Source organism: Nostoc sp. (assembly GCF_036917455.1).
Taxonomy (GTDB): domain Bacteria; phylum Cyanobacteriota; class Cyanobacteriia; order Cyanobacteriales; family Nostocaceae; genus Nostoc.
Genome location: NZ_JBALDK010000095.1, coordinates 17,509 through 32,579, shown reverse-complemented (window position 1 = coordinate 32,579; position 15,071 = coordinate 17,509). Strand labels below are relative to the sequence as shown.

The following is a 15,071-nucleotide window of genomic DNA, read 5'->3' as shown; positions in this document are numbered from 1 at the left end:
AGAATATAAATCACAATAATATATCAGTATTATATAACACTTATTCTTGTCTATAAATTAGTATAAACATTTAGATAATTTCGGCGATATTGAAAGCATATAGATGTTATGGAGTAGTAAAAATTGCTATTTAATTCTATGAAGGACTGGCGACAAATTAGCAAAAATTGTTGTAGGTTTTATACTGTAAATTCCTAATCCAAAATCGAAATCTAAAATTTAAAATGAAATGAGCAATTCCCGTGTTTTGTGCCTCGGTGAAATTTTGTTTGATTGTTTAGCCGATCAATTAGGGTTAAAGCTAGAAGAAGTTAAATCTTGGACTCCTTACCCAGGAGGGGCACCAGCTAATGTAGCCTGTGCTTTAGTTAAGTTGGGGATACCGACAGGATTTATCGGAGCTGTTGGTGAAGATGAACCAGGAAATGCACTAGTCAAGTTATTACAAGATGTAGGTGTGGATACAACAGGAATACAACGCCACTCTACAGCACCAACACGGCAAGTTTATGTTACACGAGATCTGACTGGCGATCGCACCTTTGCCGGATTTGGTCAGTATGACACCGCAGAATTTGCCGATACTCGCCTCGAAGCCAAACAATTGCCAGATTCGCTGTTTCAAGAAGCAGATTTTCTGGTTTTGGGTACTTTGGAATTAGCCTATCCTGAAAGCGAACAGGCAATTTACCGCGCTCTAGAGTTAGCAGAACATTTCGATTTGAAGATTGTGCTAGATGTCAACTGGCGACCTGTATTTTGGGACGAGCCAAATATCGCTCATCAAAAAATTCCAGAATTATTTAAGCGAGTCGATTTCCTCAAACTCTCCAAAGAAGAAGCCGAATGGCTATTTGAAACGGCAGATCCCGGAGCCATAACTTACCGCTTGGCTTCAATTGAAGGAGTACTAGTAACAGATGGGGAAAACGGTTGCACCTACTGTCTGGGTGAGAACGAAGGCAAATTACCTTCCTTTTCCATCCCTGTAGTTGATACAACTGGTGCAGGAGATAGCTTTTTGGCAGGATTCATCTACCAACTGAGTCAGAATGGTATCCACAGCTTGCGGGATGCCGAAACCGCAAAGCGCATCGTCACTTATGCCAGTGCTGTTGGGGCACTAACGACCATTAAACCAGGTGCGATCGCTTCTCAACCAACAAATGCTGAAGTTGAAGCGTTTTTAAGCACACACAAACTTTAAAAACTAGCAAAACTAACAATAATATCAGCTTTTAGTAGCTGATATTATTGGCATAACTGCTGACTGTCTAACCCAAAATTATTTATTCTTTTTGGTGATGTAACCGAATTCCTAAAAAGATGTCATAAACAAACTCAAAAAAGTCCTTTTTCTGTAACAATCCTGAACTTTGATAACATCCTTTTTCATCTAAGAGTGGCTTCATCACATAGTATGCAGGTTGGTAATTATACCAAGGAATCGAAGGCCACAAATGATGAATTAAGTGGTAATTTTGTCCCATAATTAGAATATTGAGAACTGGATTTGGGTAGACACGAGCATTTTTCCAGCGATCGCGTTCTGCAAAAGGACGATGGGGCAAATAGTCAAAAAATAACCCTAGTGCTATCCCCACCACAAAAGCGGGTATAAACCAAAAATTCAGAATGTACCCTAAAAAGTTGTACTGCACTGAGATATAAACAATTACACCAACAATCAAGCGGCTAATGAACCATTCTAGTAGCTCATATTTTCGCCACAGTCGCCGTTGAAAGAAAAACACCTCATGGTACAAAAACCTTACTGCAATCAACCATAGCGGCCCACCCGTAGAGACATAATGATCTGGATCGTCTTTGGGATGGTTGACATGGCCGTGATGCTGTAAATGCACTCGCGTAAATACTGGAAAAGCAAAAGCTAGCATCAATGCACTACCATGCCCTAACATCGCATTCATCACCCGGTTGCGATGGGCTGATTGGTGACAAGCATCGTGAATTACCGTCCCAGCACAATGCAAAGCAATAGTGTTAACGCTAAAGCAGAGCCAGTGAGGCCATTCCCAAAGCCAGTAACCAAAGTTAGATAATACCAGCATTGCTACAGCTACCAAAAACAGCAGTAGCGTGGGATTAAAATCACCAGGAGGCGCTAAAAATTCCTTTGGCGGGATTGTCAGTGGCTTTTGTGCCTCCGATGCGATCATTTCTAACATTGACTCCTTCTTAATCAAACATTACGAATATACGACAAATATTAGGAAAAAATAAAGTTTTGTAACCTTTTGTATAGCAATATTTATCCACGGCTTTGTATATCAGTTGATGAATAACGCTATCATTCAAGACTTGAACTAATCTTGACTGATAAATGGGGTATGGCAATTGGCAAAAAGTTGATGGGATAAACTCTTTCGTTGGAAGGATAGATACAAGATTGATGTACTATATCTAGTCTATCCCACAGCCTTCACTCTCCGAGATAACCTCTCTAACTGCTTACATTTATTGGTATAGCAGTGACTGAAAAGGAGATGCAACTTAAGTTACGATGACTTCCCAGATAGCTCTCTCACTTCAGCCCCTATGCAATTAAGAGATTCTCTGCGCCGGACAAAAATTGTTGCTACTATTGGCCCCGCTACTAGCAGTCCTGAAATGCTTAAGGCGATTATTGAAGCGGGAGCCACGACGCTGCGGCTAAACTTCTCTCACGGAACTCATGCCGACCATCAGCGTAGTATTCGCTTAATTCGGCAAACCGCCTTTGAACTAAATCAACCAGTGGCTATTCTCCAAGACTTGCAAGGCCCAAAAATTCGCTTGGGGAAGTTTGACAACGGATCGATTGTTTTGGCAAAAGGCGATCGCTTTACATTGACAAATCGCCCAGTAATAGGGACACAGGAAATTAGCTGCGTCACCTACGATTATTTAGCCGAAGAAGTCCCGGTTGGCGCAAAAATCCTCCTCGATGATGGACGGGTAGAAATGGTTGTAGAGGAGATTAACCGAGACAAAGGTGACTTGCATTGTCGCATCACTGTACCAGGTAAACTTTCTAACAACAAAGGCGTAAACTTTCCCGGCGTTTATCTGTCAATTAAGGCAATGACCGACAAAGACCGAGAGGATCTAATGTTTGGTCTAGATCAAGGTGTAGATTGGGTAGCACTTTCCTTTGTCCGCAATCCCCAGGACATGATCGAAATTAAAGAACTAATTTCCAGTACAGGCAAACAAGTGCCAGTGGTTGCCAAAATTGAAAAACATGAAGCTATTGAACAAATGGAGGCAGTTCTGGCTTTGTGTGATGGCGTGATGGTTGCCAGAGGCGATTTAGGCGTGGAACTGCCAGCAGAAGATGTTCCAGTACTCCAAAAGCGGCTAATTGCGACAGCAAATCGCTTGGGGATTCCGATCATCACTGCTACTCAGATGTTAGACAGCATGGTGAGCAATCCTCGACCCACTCGTGCGGAAGTGTCGGATGTGGCAAATGCAATTTTGGATGGCACAGATGCGGTGATGCTCTCCAATGAAACTGCCGTGGGTAGCTTCCCTGTAGAAGCAGTAGCGACAATGGCGCGGATTGCCGAGCGGATGGAGCAGGAAGAAGCCCAGCACTTAAACTTGCGTTCTGTAAAAGATGCTCGGCGCTCCATTCCCAATGCGATTAGTCAAGCGGTAGGTCAAATTGCCGAACAACTAGGTGCATCTGCAATCATGACTCTAACCCAAACAGGGGCAACAGCTCGCAATGTCTCTAAATTCCGTCCCCAGACACCGATTTTGGCCGTGACTCCCCATGTGAACGTAGCGCGGCAGCTACAAATGGTGTGGGGAGTAAAACCGCTATTGGTGCTAGGATTACCTTCCACAGGTCAGACATTCCAAGCTGCAATTAATGTGGCTCAGGAGTTGAAGTTACTGTCTGAGGGAGATTTAGTAGTGATGACTGCTGGAACACTCCAGGGAATTTCCGGCTCCACAGATTTGATTAAGGTTGAGGTGGTGACGGCGGTACTAGGTCACGGCATTGGACTCGGACAAGGTTTAGTAAGTGGTCGCGCACGGGTGGCTAATACTGGTATGGATGTTAGTAACTTTAATCCTGGAGACATATTAGTTGCACCGCGCACCAGTGCTGATTTTGTTGAGGCTATTCGTAAATCTGCCGGAATTATTACGGAAGAGGAAAGTCTTACAAGTCACGCGGCGGTGATTGGCTTACGTCTCGGTGTGCCAGTGATTGTTGGCGTGAAACAGGCAACGCAAGTGATTCGAGATGGAGCGATTATAACCCTGGATCTGCAACGGGGTTTAATTTACTCTGGAGCGGTGAGAACGCCTTGAGACTGGGGACTGGGGACTGGGGACTGGGAACTGGGGACTTGCAACAAGTCATTCCCAATTCCCAATTCCCTAAATTAAACAGTAGCGATCGCAACTCCAAGCCATCCAGCAAATTTTTTTTGCTGTGTGGAGTTAGGACGATCAACGGGTTTTACCTGATATCGAGTGGGCTGTGGTGACGTGAGGGTAATGGCATAAGTACGGAGTTCGTCTTGGTGGAAAACTGTAATTTGGATGGTATCTTTTGGTTGGTAATCTTTCAGGCGATCGCTTAAACTATTACCCGTCACCTTAATCCCATCAATTGCTAACAACTCATCACCTGCATCAATTCCCCCTATTTGTGCAGGTGAATCAGTTTCCACAAACTTAATCATCTCCCGCCCATTTTCTGTACTTATTCTCACGCCTAAGTAAGGTTCTTCCTGCTGTTCAGCTACCAACTGTAAGCCAAAGGGTTCCAAATACTGATTAAAAGGCAAATCATCAATATTATCAATGTATCGTTTAAAGAAATCAGTCAAATCGATTCCGGCGACAGATTCGATAACATCCTGCAACTGTTCTGGAGTATAGCCAATTTCATCTTTGCCAAATTGCTGCCACATTTTCAGCATCACGTCATTGAGGGAACGCTGATTGTTATGAGTAGACCGAATCAGTAAATCCAGCAACAACGATACCATCTCTCCTTTTAAATAGTAAGAAATTTGGGAATTACCGCTATTAGCATCGGGGCGATAGAGTTTAATCCAGGCATCAAAACTCGACTCGGAAACAGGTTGTACCTTGCGCCCCGGTGTCGTTTCATATCTGGTAATTTCTTTGCTCAAGTTATTCAAAAACGACCTAACATCATAAATTCCTGCCCGCAAAGGAATTAACAAGTCGTAGTAACTAGTAGTACCCTCACAAAACCACAATGACGGTGTATAATTTTCATGGTCGTAATCAAAAACCTCTAATGCTTTTGGGCGAATTCGTTTGACATTCCACAAGTGAAAGAACTCGTGCGCTACCAATTGCATAAAGCGATCGTATTTTTCCTGAGCGCGAAATCCAAAACGTTGGTAAATTAACGAGCAAGAGTCTTTATGCTCCAAACCGCCAAAAGCTTGGCTAAATAAATGTAGCAGAAACACGTATCGTTCATAAGGCAAACCGCCGAACATCTGCGCTTCTACCTGAATGATTTTTTGGATATCAGCAATCAATTGCTGAACTTGGTAATTACCTTGCCCCCAAATTGCTAGTTCATGGGGTTTTCCCAAGACTTCAAATTTATACAATTGGTGGCTACCAATCTCAAAGGGAGTATCCACCAGAGTATCAAAATCGCTAGCCAAGAAAGTATTTTTTTCTTCACCAACGTGAGGTAGAGCAGTAGTTACCTGCCATTGCGGGTGTGGTGGTACGATGGTAACGCGAATGGGTAGCTTATCGCAGCCTGGTATTCTAAAAAATAGTGCCGCCCCATTGAAATAACCGTGGGTGGCATCCAAGTGATTTGTCCGTACTGATAGCTCATTAGCAAAAATACGGTAGCGTACAGTTAATTCTGAAACACCCGTTTTATCTACCTGCCAGTGATTTTTACTGATTTTTTGCCAAGGTAAAGGCTTATCCTCTGCAAAAGCCACAAAATCCTGTAAATTCTTGGCATATTCCCGAACTAAATAGGAACCGGGTGTCCATACCGGCAATTTTAAATCGAGAATCGGCGAGAGGTAATTGACAAGGCGTAAAGTCACTTCAAACAGATGGGTTTCTGGTTGGGACATTGCTACCAGGTAATGAATCGTTGGCCCAGTTACCTCGACGTAGGTTTTGGGACGAGTTGCTGTTGCTTCAGTCATCTTGTTTGCTGAGGTAATTGTTAATAGGCTACGAGATGCTGTGCGATCGCGCAGCATCTCGTAGAAAAGACAGTATTATAAGTTTTGATTCCACAGATAAATCCGCTTTCTCTCAAATAAAGATTACACTTTATTTCTTTTGCATAACTAATATACTACTTATGCATTGTACATAATTACTACAGGCAATTTGAGTATTTCAGCCATATTTAGCAGTCTGCGATGTCTACGATGGGCTATGGCTACGCACCAAAAATTGTTACCGACGCAGCTCTGATGTCTGGTTTCCCCTCCTGTAGAGACGCGAAAATCGCATCTCTACCTACACCGTGCTTCCTTGCTCATCTGTAGAGTAAAATTGTTGAACATAAAAACGGGCATAGCGTCCTTCCTGAGACAAGAGGGAGGTGTGAGTAGCAGTTTCAACCAACTCTCCTGTTCTAGTACAAGAATACAGTCAGCCCTACAAACACTGCTCAAGCGATGGGCGATAATAAACACGGTACGGTTTTCCATTACTCGCTCATCGCTTCTTGAACTAATGCTTCTGACTCCGAATCTAAGGCAGAAGTAGCTTCATCCAGAATGAGAATTCGAGGATCGTTGGCGATCGCTAATCTTTGGCGTTGTCCTCCAGATAGGTTAACTCCCCGCTTGCCTACCCAGCTATGATAAACTTGGGATTTGGATAGGTCTAAAATGCTTGCCTGGTGAGATTTTAAACTTACATTGGGTAATTAGACTAAGAGAGTCAAAAAATTTATTTGTATCGCTAAATAAATAAAGCAATCACACTTTGCCCGCCAAGTTCATCAACTGTTTGAAGTTCACAAGATAATTGATGTTCTTGGCGCTATCAATCTTAATCCACCCTTTTTCATAGAGCTTTTCCATGATTTTGGTAGTTTCTTCAACGCCAATTTCTGTCACCTCTGCTAAATCTTTAAAGGGAATGTTAAAAATTTCTCTTCCTAAGTCTGATTCCTGACCATAGTTTTCACCTAAAGTCACTAAGGTATGGGCGAGTTTGACTGCTGGTGGTGAAGACCGCATTTGTAAACGCTGGTTAATTTGCCGCAATCGCCGTACCATTAGTTGCAACATCCGGTGATGTAGCTGCGGGTCTTTGAATAATATTTGAATAAAACGCTCTCTAGAAATACTAAGCAAGTTTACGGGTGAAAGAGCAATGACATCGGTTGAGCGTGGAGATTCATCCAAAATTGCCATTTCTCCAAAAAAATCGCCACGACCAAAAATTGCCAGAGCTACTGAATCTTCCCCGACGGTACGCCGGACTTTGACCCAACCAGAAACCACGAAATAAACGGCATTACCCCAGGCATCTTCCATCACAACGGCTCGCCCTGATGGGTATTCATGTTCAATTGCAACGTTGAGCAGCCATTCCAAGGTTTGTGGGTTGGCTGTACTCATCAAGGGGAAAAGTTCACTAAAAACCTCGGTTAGCATGAAATATCTGCAAGAAATGGATTCAAGAGCGTGAAACTAACTTCGCTATCATAAGTTCATTTAAACCGTAATTTTACTTAGAACGGGATCGCAAAATATGTATTTATTCGATCTTAAACTCTAAGGTTGATCGGTCTAAAATTCTATTACAACATAACAATTATGTATGCGATCGAAATCAGAGGTTTCACTTACAGACTTATGATTTGCTTTTGGTTGGTGGATTGCTATCTAGTACCAAGATTTTGATCTGTTGGTCTAAATTTTTCACTAATTGAGTCAGGGCAATTAAAGCCTCTGATTGCTGAGAATCAAGGCTGGGATTCAGTAAAAGCCGTTCTTGTAGTTCATGTAACTTGAAACTTAGCTGCTGAGAAATTCCTAAAGCATCGCGGCTCAGGCGCGTCAATTGTTGTTGTTGATAAAATTTTAGTGCTGCTCCCCGCAGAACTTGGAGTGTTGCCTCTTCACCGTAGATTCCTGGCATGATTCGCAAGCGTAATAATAAACGGTTTTTTTGATATACGTATTCCTTCTCTACCTGTTTTGGCTCTGCAACCGTGGTAAGAGGTAGGGAAGCAAACCGCTTTAATTCATTCAGTACTCCTTGGAAAACAGAGAGTGGCAGTTTGTCTAAAACAGATTGCAAAATTCCATTATCACTCCACAGTATCCTGCCTTCGTAAGCTTGTCTTTCTAAATACAGCCGACCAATTCCCCCACTGAGAATTCGCCCTAGTAATTCTTCTAGTAATTTTTTGGGTGGTAGTGTTGACAGCAACTCAATCGGACTAAGTAATTCGGGAGATTGTGTAGGCAAAATCGGTAAATTGTTTGGTGGTGCTACCACGGATGTCTTGCCCTCTAGACTCCTCGTAGTTTGAGATGCTCGATCTAATGGGATAGGAGGCAAGTCTACACGCTGCCCAGAATGTTGGCGCTTTTGTGTCTCAAACACCATTAATGTTGGTTGCCGATTTGATTCTAAGTCGGTATTTTTGGAGGGAATAGGTTTGTCAGCAGTGCTAGCTACGTTATTTTGTTGGGAAGAGTCCTCTGTTGGCTGATACACTTGTTGGGCATTTAGCTGGGATGTATTCTTATGGTTGAGGTAGGCTGATAGTATTCTGCGGTGTGCGTCGGCTGCGATCGCTTCAATTACCATTGTGCAATTGATATAAGACAAAATGCGACCAGCATAATCTAATGCCTCGCTATCTTGTGGATGAACCATACCTAGCAAGAGGTTTTTATCTTCTAATCCAAAGGGCAAAATCTGGTGGTAAAGGCAAGCTTCAAAAGATAAAAGATTATCAATAAGTTGGAAGATTCGATCGCGTTCCTCCCCTTCTTCCCAACTAGTTTGAGCGACAGTTAGCATTTGCTGTCCATTTGCTGCGGTATTATTTAGTTCGCCCTCTGAAAACAACATAGGTTTGATTGTGTTGTATTTATTTATATTTTGCCTCTAGTTTAGTAGGTAGTTAATAAAGATACTTTGTCGGATTGTTAAAATTTCAATTATATATACTTAATTAGACGTAAGTAGAAGATGAATTTTAGATTATAGAATGGGGATAATACTGAGGATTGGGGATTAGGGATTGGACATAATAATTAATACTTCTTCTTCCCTTGCTTCCCCTGCTCTTCCACTAGCCACTCCCTATTTACCTTGTCTCCCACCACTTGAATTGCCTACTCCTGGGTTCTTAAAGCTTGGGCAGCAAGATAAATTTTTGTCCATTCGCCTAAAACTTGATGAGTTTTGAGTTTAAACTGTTGGGCTATTGTTTCTATTGAGTTCCCTGTTCTTTGCAAATCTAGGATCTGCCGCCCCAGAGGAGTCAATTTTTCATCAAGTTGCTGCCATTGGTTTTGTGTTAACCCCAAGTTATGTTCTTGCAAGGAAATTGAGAGCCAACTTTCTACTAGCTCTGGTTTCCCTTTGAGAGCAAAAACACGCACGGCGTGGTAACTAATTTTTTCTCGCAGACGGTAGACTTCTTTAGTCTGCTTATTCAGTTTTTGGGCAATATCTTCCTGGGATTTGCCTTGCAAATACAGACGTAGCCACTCCACTGCGTCTGTACCCAGATTTTCTTGTAAATAATTTTCAAATTCTTTTTGCACTGACTGACGTAGCGCTTGTTGTTCCTCTAGGTGTTGTGCTTCTTGATATTCTGCGATCGCCTGACTATCGACTAAGTTAACTCGATTGTCACTGTCGTCGGTAAGGACTTCTTCTGAGACGAGTCTAATCAAGTCACGGCCCGGCACTTGGGTTAAGCCACCGCGCTGAGTGCGACGCAAGTAATTTACAAACCGATAAGCTAATAGGGGTTGATTGCGTACTGGCCGCAGACAATATTCTTCTATGCTGGCAAATAGCAGAGCATCTCCCAATCGTCTATCGGCTGTATATTTGCTCAGATCAGCCATTTGTTGTTGCATGTAGGCATCAGTTTGCAGTAACTCTTGGAGTACTTCTTGCAATACATCCATGACACTGCGCTGGCGATCGCGGCTGAGGGAAACCCAAGTCTGAATTTTATTCCGTAATGTCACTAAACTTCCCAGTCGCGTTATCAAGTTGCGATAAGCACGTTCTCGCCCGAACCCCAAATAGCGTTGACGTAAAATCCTCCAGCGATATTCCATCGCTTGTTTGGCGATATCAAGTTCTTTAGGGTTCAATAGGTCAAACCGTTTTGAGTCTGATCCCAAAAGCCAGAGAATAATACTTTGTCTAGCAGCTTCATTTTGTTCTGGACATTCCGCAGCCAACCGCTTTCGCCAATCTAGAGCCAGTTTTTCCACATCCGTTACCATAGCGAGATTGCGCTCCTCGAAACTCAATTTTGAAGTTTGCATCACAACCCCCATTTGTCCCACCTAATTGTTTAACTGGCAGTTGTCCCTAATTTCATGAGTCTCATGAAAATATCTCAGTGATTCCACTTTTATTTCGTCTTAATTCAGCAAAATTATGCAGAAATTTTCGCATTAGTATTTTGCTTTCAATTACAAAATGTCCCAATCCCTTACATATCAAGTATTTTGGTCGATTTTGTAAATTTTAACTTTTTGTAAAGTTATGTTTTTTAACTGAGAACAAAAATTTGCTTAGAGGGCTGAGTATGAGGTTTTGCATACAGATGGGTTGGGGAAATGTGAAATTTTGTAACCGAGTCGAGGAACGAATCTAATTTAACTCAATAATCAGACGTTATTTCACCCGTATAAGTTTCAACGCTCTACAATCCCTTACGTAGTAAAATACTTAGTTAAATCTCAATATGCGTTGGTATTAATGATATTTTGGTTTAGAAGACCCCCCAACCTTTCTCCAAATCGGTTTAATTCCCTCATTTTTAAGAAGGGTGAGGGAGGATCAAACTCTAGTTAAATAGTATTAAGTTAAATTTCGTACTATTACTTTGATTTTATTAAGTGTATATACACAAGTTAGCCTTTAAAAAGATGTTTGGTAAGTCGTTAATAAAACCTTAATCTCTAAACTAGCTTCACCTACAACTGTACTTCTAACATTGGCAAATTATTATTCAAACCCTGACATTGCCAATAATGAATAGTCAACAGTCAATATTGATTTTGACTATTGACTCTGACTGTTGCTTTCCCTCTGTTTCAAAATTCAACTTATGCAAATATAAAAACAGAAAGAATGCAACCTTCAAAAGCTTTAATGGTCAGAAGCCTTACAAGAGACTTCTCAATAAATTTATTTGTGGGGATTCTTTGTTTTGAGTTTCCCACAGAGGTTTGAATCTATCGACTATTCGACGATCTAACAATGGGGTTTTCTAGAGATTCTCGATACTGTTGGACTTGTTCTGTGTAACCAATAGGCAGAACAGCTTCGACGTTTTCATGGGGACGAGCAATAATTACCCAGGATTCGAGGGTACCGCCATATACATTTTCTGCGGCTTCAATACCAGCAGCCATAGCGGCTTTTACCTCAGAAACATCGCCACGAATATTAACTGTAAAACGGGCGCTACCCACTCTAATATATCCAACGAGGGTGACTCGACCAGCTTTTACCATAGCATCTGCTGCTGCTAGCACCGCAGGGAAACCTTTCGTTTCAAGTGCTCCAACTGCCTGTAATGACATTATTAATCTCCTGTATGAATAAACGCTGACGGGGGCTACAAGTTAATTGTACGAAGCTTCGCTACAGATTTTGATAGCAGAATTGCTTAGAACATGCGGAAAGGTTCTGATTCTTCAGTGAAATGGATTGGTAATATGGTTTCCACATTTTCCGGGGGATTGGGAACGATGTAGTAGGTGATTACTGCACCAACCTTGACTTCCTCTCCAGCTTCGATTCCAGCTTCAACAGCTTTTTTTACCTCAGCAACGTGTCCCCGAACAGCAACCAACAAACGAGCGCTTTCAGCTTGACCGTAGTACACAATTGTAACTGCGGCAGCTTTAACCATTGCATCTGCTGCTGCTAAGACACTAGGAAAACCTAAAGTTTCAATTACGCCAACCGCCATTGGCATGGCATTAGCTCCTGGATTAAGGGATAGGCGATATTAATTGTACGTGGCTTTAGTCCCAATTTTAACATTTTGTAAAACTTTCTTTGATGCCGGAAATTTTGGGGGAGTGGGGACTGAGGAGTGGAGAGTTAGAATGTTTTGATAGTCGATAGACTATATTTTATGTATTACAAATAATACTTAATCGAATTAATTTGTATAATTTTGCTGCTTAACAAAATTAGCGATGGGTGGAAGCTAGCTAGTACGATAAACTAAAATTTATGTTTCCGAATTTTCTTCCTAAAACAGTTGGGCAACTGACAGAATCTACCTCGATTGCACTGGCTCAGAGTATTCAAACTGCTGCGATCGCTACTCCTTTAATTAATCAACCAGTTACCACAACTTATGTCAAGCAAGGTAGTGGTGGAACTGCTATTTTATTAATTCACGGCTTTGACAGTTCTGTATTAGAGTTTCGCAGGCTTTTGCCACAACTCTCTGGAGATAATGAAACTTGGGCGATGGATTTATTGGGTTTTGGGTTTACAGATAGACTCTCAGGAATTGCTTATAGCCCAACTGCCATAAAAACCCATCTTTATTATTTCTGGAAAAGCCTGATTAACCAACCTGTAATTTTGGTAGGTGCTTCAATGGGAGGCGCGACAGCGATTGATTTTACGCTGACTTACCCGGAGGTAGTAAAAAAACTGGTGTTAATTGACAGTGCAGGGTTGGCGGGTGGCTCACCGTTAAGTAAAGTAATGTTTCCACCGTTGGATTATTTAGCAACTCAATTTTTGAGTAGTTTGAAGGTGCGCGATCGCATTTCCCGTATTGGATATAAAAATCAAAATCTTGCCTCTGTCGATGCTCTATGTTGTGCTGCATTACATCTACAAATGCCCAGTTGGAATCAAGCTTTGATCGCTTTTACTAAAAGTGGTGGTTACAGTGCTTTTAAATTGGATATTTTATCACAGATTGTACAACCAACCCTAATTTTGTGGGGTGATTCCGATAAGATTTTGGGTACTGAGGATGCCACAAAATTTAACAGATCAATTCCCCACAGTAATCTCATCTGGATTCAAGATTGCGGTCATCTCCCACACTTGGAACAACCACAAATCACTGCACAACATATTTTAAACTTTTGTGGTGAATTACGTTCAGTAACTAGGCATAATTGAAGAAGAATTCAGAAGTCAGAATCAAGACGCTCTCTACGAGACGCTGCGCGAACGCGGACTCGCTAACGATTCGCTTGATAGTGGTGCGTTGCGAACTTCGTTCTAACACAACGTCAGTTGCTACAACGGAGGAAACATCCCTTCGGGAAAACCAGTCGCCTAGGTTGGTAAACCCGCCTACAGCGCTGGATTCACCGCAACGCACTGGCTCCTCTACAATACCTAATTTTGTTCAAAAATCAAATATGATTCCTACATAACACCTGAGTATGTTCATTTTTGAATTGAACATGGACTAAATAGTTAAGGAATTTACATGAAGATCGTTTAGGTCAGAAATGGCACTGCGGCAATGATGATTGAATCAAGTAAGTAGTGCCATAGATTATCTGACTGATTAACTGACTCTAGTCAAGTAACCACATCTCATTAGAACTATCAGGATACTCATTTGGTTGATTTTGAGGTTGATTTTGAGCTAATGTTTCCGATGAACGATGTGATTTTTTGTAGCTAAGTGGATTGTAATGTTCTTTTACTGGCTTGATAGCACTAGTTTCTTTGACAACAAGTTTTTTAGAATTATCTTCTGCTGTTTGTTTTAAAGCATTAATTTCTTCTATAAGCTGGGAATTTGCTTCTGCTAGTTGCAGCGCTGTTTTTTTTGTTTCGTCAAGTTCTTTTGCTGCCTGTTGTGCTAATATTTTTTGTTCTGAGGCTAATGTTTGTTGTTTAGATAATTTTGATTGTAAATCAGCAATTTCTTGCCCCAGAGATGCTTCCTTTTTATGGCTTTTTTCGAGATTAATTGTCAATTCTTTGACAGTTGCTTCTAAATCAGCTTTAGTGGGACTTGTGCGCTTAGTAGAAGTTGGATCGGGTATCTGTGTTGAGGATTCTTCATCAGATGAAGCTTCTTCTTCGGCAATTGATTCTGCTGTAACTTCGATCGCAGATTCACCTTCTGGAGGTGTAAATTTTTGCGCCTCTTCTTGTAGTAAGTCAGAGAGACTTTGTTTCCTAGCCATTATTATTTTCTCCAATCACGCTGTAATTCATCAGCTGCACGGCGGTAGTCTAACTCTGCCTCTCGTGCATTACTTCCTCGCCATTGACCGATCGCTACACCCTCAAGTGCTGCTCGTTCATGAGCTTTATAGGCACGGATAAAGGTATTACAAGCAGGAATACCTAATCTAGTGAGAGTATTTTTTGCTTCTAGCGCTTCCCCAATACTGCGCGTATCGACTTTTGTCAGCAGTACCCGATGGGGGGTTCCCACGGGAATAACGGCTTCTTTGACTGTTTCTACGAGGATAGCTAAATCCATTGCGGCTGGGGGTGTAGGCAAAACTAGATAATCTGCGATCGCAACTACCGCCACTAATGCTTCAGAGCGCAGCGCGGGAGGCGTATCCACCACTACTAAATCGTAACCTGTTATCTTTCCTAAATTACCTAAAAGTGTAGGATCTGTTTCTTGAGATAAATCAAATCCCATTCCTTGCTGACTGCGCCCAAACCACCAACTGGCAGAACCTTGAATATCTGCATCAATTAGCAACACCTTTTTTTTCTTCGCAAAGTTTGCAGCCAGATTGACTGCGGTAGTCGTTTTACCGACTCCCCCTTTACCGTTGAGAATAGCGATGATTTTTGGCACTGCTTGCTTCCGATGCTGCCTTTTGTTAGCG

At 41.8% G+C, this 15,071-nt stretch carries 12 protein-coding genes and 1 pseudogene; 3 read left to right on the top strand and 10 right to left on the bottom strand.

All coding sequences use genetic code 11. The features are described 5' to 3' along the window. Positions 1–229 precede the first annotated feature (229 nt). The gene (locus tag V7K42_RS10465) at positions 230–1,207 is read left to right on the top strand and encodes a carbohydrate kinase family protein (RefSeq protein ID WP_334915893.1); all 978 of its coding nucleotides are present in this window, start codon (positions 230–232) and stop codon (positions 1,205–1,207) included. Between the two features lie 82 nt (positions 1,208–1,289). Here the strand turns inward: V7K42_RS10465 and crtR are convergent, their stop codons facing one another. Continuing rightward, the gene (gene crtR / locus V7K42_RS10460) at positions 1,290–2,180 is read right to left on the bottom strand and encodes a beta-carotene hydroxylase (protein WP_334916058.1); all 891 of its coding nucleotides are present in this window, start codon (positions 2,178–2,180) and stop codon (positions 1,290–1,292) included. 379 nt (positions 2,181–2,559) lie between these two features. On the opposite strand from crtR, the gene pyk reads away from it, so the two are divergent. Beyond that, positions 2,560–4,329 (top strand): pyruvate kinase, encoded by a 1,770-nt coding sequence (pyk, locus tag V7K42_RS10455; protein ID WP_334915891.1) that lies wholly within the window; start codon positions 2,560–2,562, stop codon positions 4,327–4,329. Positions 4,330–4,403: 74 nt separating this feature from the next. Here pyk and V7K42_RS10450 read toward each other — a convergent pair whose 3' ends face one another. The 7 genes and pseudogenes from V7K42_RS10450 to V7K42_RS10420 form a co-directional block, all read right to left on the bottom strand. Continuing rightward, positions 4,404–6,185 carry a M61 family metallopeptidase gene (locus tag V7K42_RS10450; RefSeq protein WP_334915889.1) on the bottom strand — a complete coding sequence of 594 codons (1,782 nt, stop codon included), beginning with the start codon at positions 6,183–6,185 and terminating at the stop codon, positions 4,404–4,406. 322 nt (positions 6,186–6,507) lie between these two features. Further along, positions 6,508–6,865, bottom strand: a pseudogene (locus V7K42_RS10445) (ABC transporter ATP-binding protein); the annotation flags it as partial. 109 nt (positions 6,866–6,974) lie between these two features. Then, complete coding sequence (locus V7K42_RS10440; protein WP_334915887.1) at positions 6,975–7,658, bottom strand: Crp/Fnr family transcriptional regulator; 684 nt, start codon at positions 7,656–7,658, stop codon at positions 6,975–6,977. A 199-nt stretch (positions 7,659–7,857) separates the two neighbouring features. After that, positions 7,858–9,090 (bottom strand): pilus assembly protein PilB, encoded by a 1,233-nt coding sequence (locus tag V7K42_RS10435; RefSeq protein WP_334915885.1) that lies wholly within the window; start codon positions 9,088–9,090, stop codon positions 7,858–7,860. 266 nt (positions 9,091–9,356) lie between these two features. Then, on the bottom strand, positions 9,357–10,544 hold the full coding sequence (locus V7K42_RS10430) for a HetZ-related protein 2 (protein ID WP_334915883.1): 1,188 nt from the start codon (positions 10,542–10,544) through the stop codon (positions 9,357–9,359). A 906-nt stretch (positions 10,545–11,450) separates the two neighbouring features. Continuing rightward, positions 11,451–11,801 carry a carbon dioxide-concentrating mechanism protein CcmK gene (locus V7K42_RS10425; RefSeq protein WP_094329988.1) on the bottom strand — a complete coding sequence of 117 codons (351 nt, stop codon included), beginning with the start codon at positions 11,799–11,801 and terminating at the stop codon, positions 11,451–11,453. An 86-nt stretch (positions 11,802–11,887) separates the two neighbouring features. Next, positions 11,888–12,199 (bottom strand): BMC domain-containing protein, encoded by a 312-nt coding sequence (locus V7K42_RS10420; protein ID WP_334915881.1) that lies wholly within the window; start codon positions 12,197–12,199, stop codon positions 11,888–11,890. A 263-nt stretch (positions 12,200–12,462) separates the two neighbouring features. On the opposite strand from V7K42_RS10420, the gene V7K42_RS10415 reads away from it, so the two are divergent. Further along, complete coding sequence (locus V7K42_RS10415) at positions 12,463–13,377, top strand: alpha/beta fold hydrolase (RefSeq protein ID WP_334915879.1); 915 nt, start codon at positions 12,463–12,465, stop codon at positions 13,375–13,377. 407 nt (positions 13,378–13,784) lie between these two features. On the opposite strand, the gene V7K42_RS10410 is transcribed toward V7K42_RS10415, so the two are convergent. After that, positions 13,785–14,405 carry a hypothetical protein gene (locus tag V7K42_RS10410; protein ID WP_334915877.1) on the bottom strand — a complete coding sequence of 207 codons (621 nt, stop codon included), beginning with the start codon at positions 14,403–14,405 and terminating at the stop codon, positions 13,785–13,787. Positions 14,406–14,407: 2 nt separating this feature from the next. Continuing rightward, positions 14,408–15,040: a ParA family protein gene (locus V7K42_RS10405; protein ID WP_334915876.1), complete on the bottom strand. Its 633-nt coding sequence runs from the start codon at positions 15,038–15,040 to the stop codon at positions 14,408–14,410. Between the last annotated feature and the right edge of the window lie 31 nt (positions 15,041–15,071).

Coding starts and splice junctions, on each gene's coding strand:
- V7K42_RS10430 (WP_334915883.1), bottom strand. CDS start 10,544: ATGGGGGTTGTGATGCAAACTTCAAAATTGAGTTTCGAGGAGCGCAAT.
- V7K42_RS10435 (WP_334915885.1), bottom strand. CDS start 9,090: ATGTTGTTTTCAGAGGGCGAACTAAATAATACCGCAGCAAATGGACAG.
- V7K42_RS10425 (WP_094329988.1), bottom strand. CDS start 11,801: ATGTCATTACAGGCAGTTGGAGCACTTGAAACGAAAGGTTTCCCTGCG.
- V7K42_RS10440 (WP_334915887.1), bottom strand. CDS start 7,658: ATGCTAACCGAGGTTTTTAGTGAACTTTTCCCCTTGATGAGTACAGCC.
- pyk (WP_334915891.1), top strand. CDS start 2,560: ATGCAATTAAGAGATTCTCTGCGCCGGACAAAAATTGTTGCTACTATT.
- V7K42_RS10450 (WP_334915889.1), bottom strand. CDS start 6,185: ATGACTGAAGCAACAGCAACTCGTCCCAAAACCTACGTCGAGGTAACT.
- V7K42_RS10415 (WP_334915879.1), top strand. CDS start 12,463: ATGTTTCCGAATTTTCTTCCTAAAACAGTTGGGCAACTGACAGAATCT.
- crtR (WP_334916058.1), bottom strand. CDS start 2,180: ATGATCGCATCGGAGGCACAAAAGCCACTGACAATCCCGCCAAAGGAA.
- V7K42_RS10410 (WP_334915877.1), bottom strand. CDS start 14,405: ATGGCTAGGAAACAAAGTCTCTCTGACTTACTACAAGAAGAGGCGCAA.
- V7K42_RS10420 (WP_334915881.1), bottom strand. CDS start 12,199: ATGCCAATGGCGGTTGGCGTAATTGAAACTTTAGGTTTTCCTAGTGTC.
- V7K42_RS10465 (WP_334915893.1), top strand. CDS start 230: ATGAGCAATTCCCGTGTTTTGTGCCTCGGTGAAATTTTGTTTGATTGT.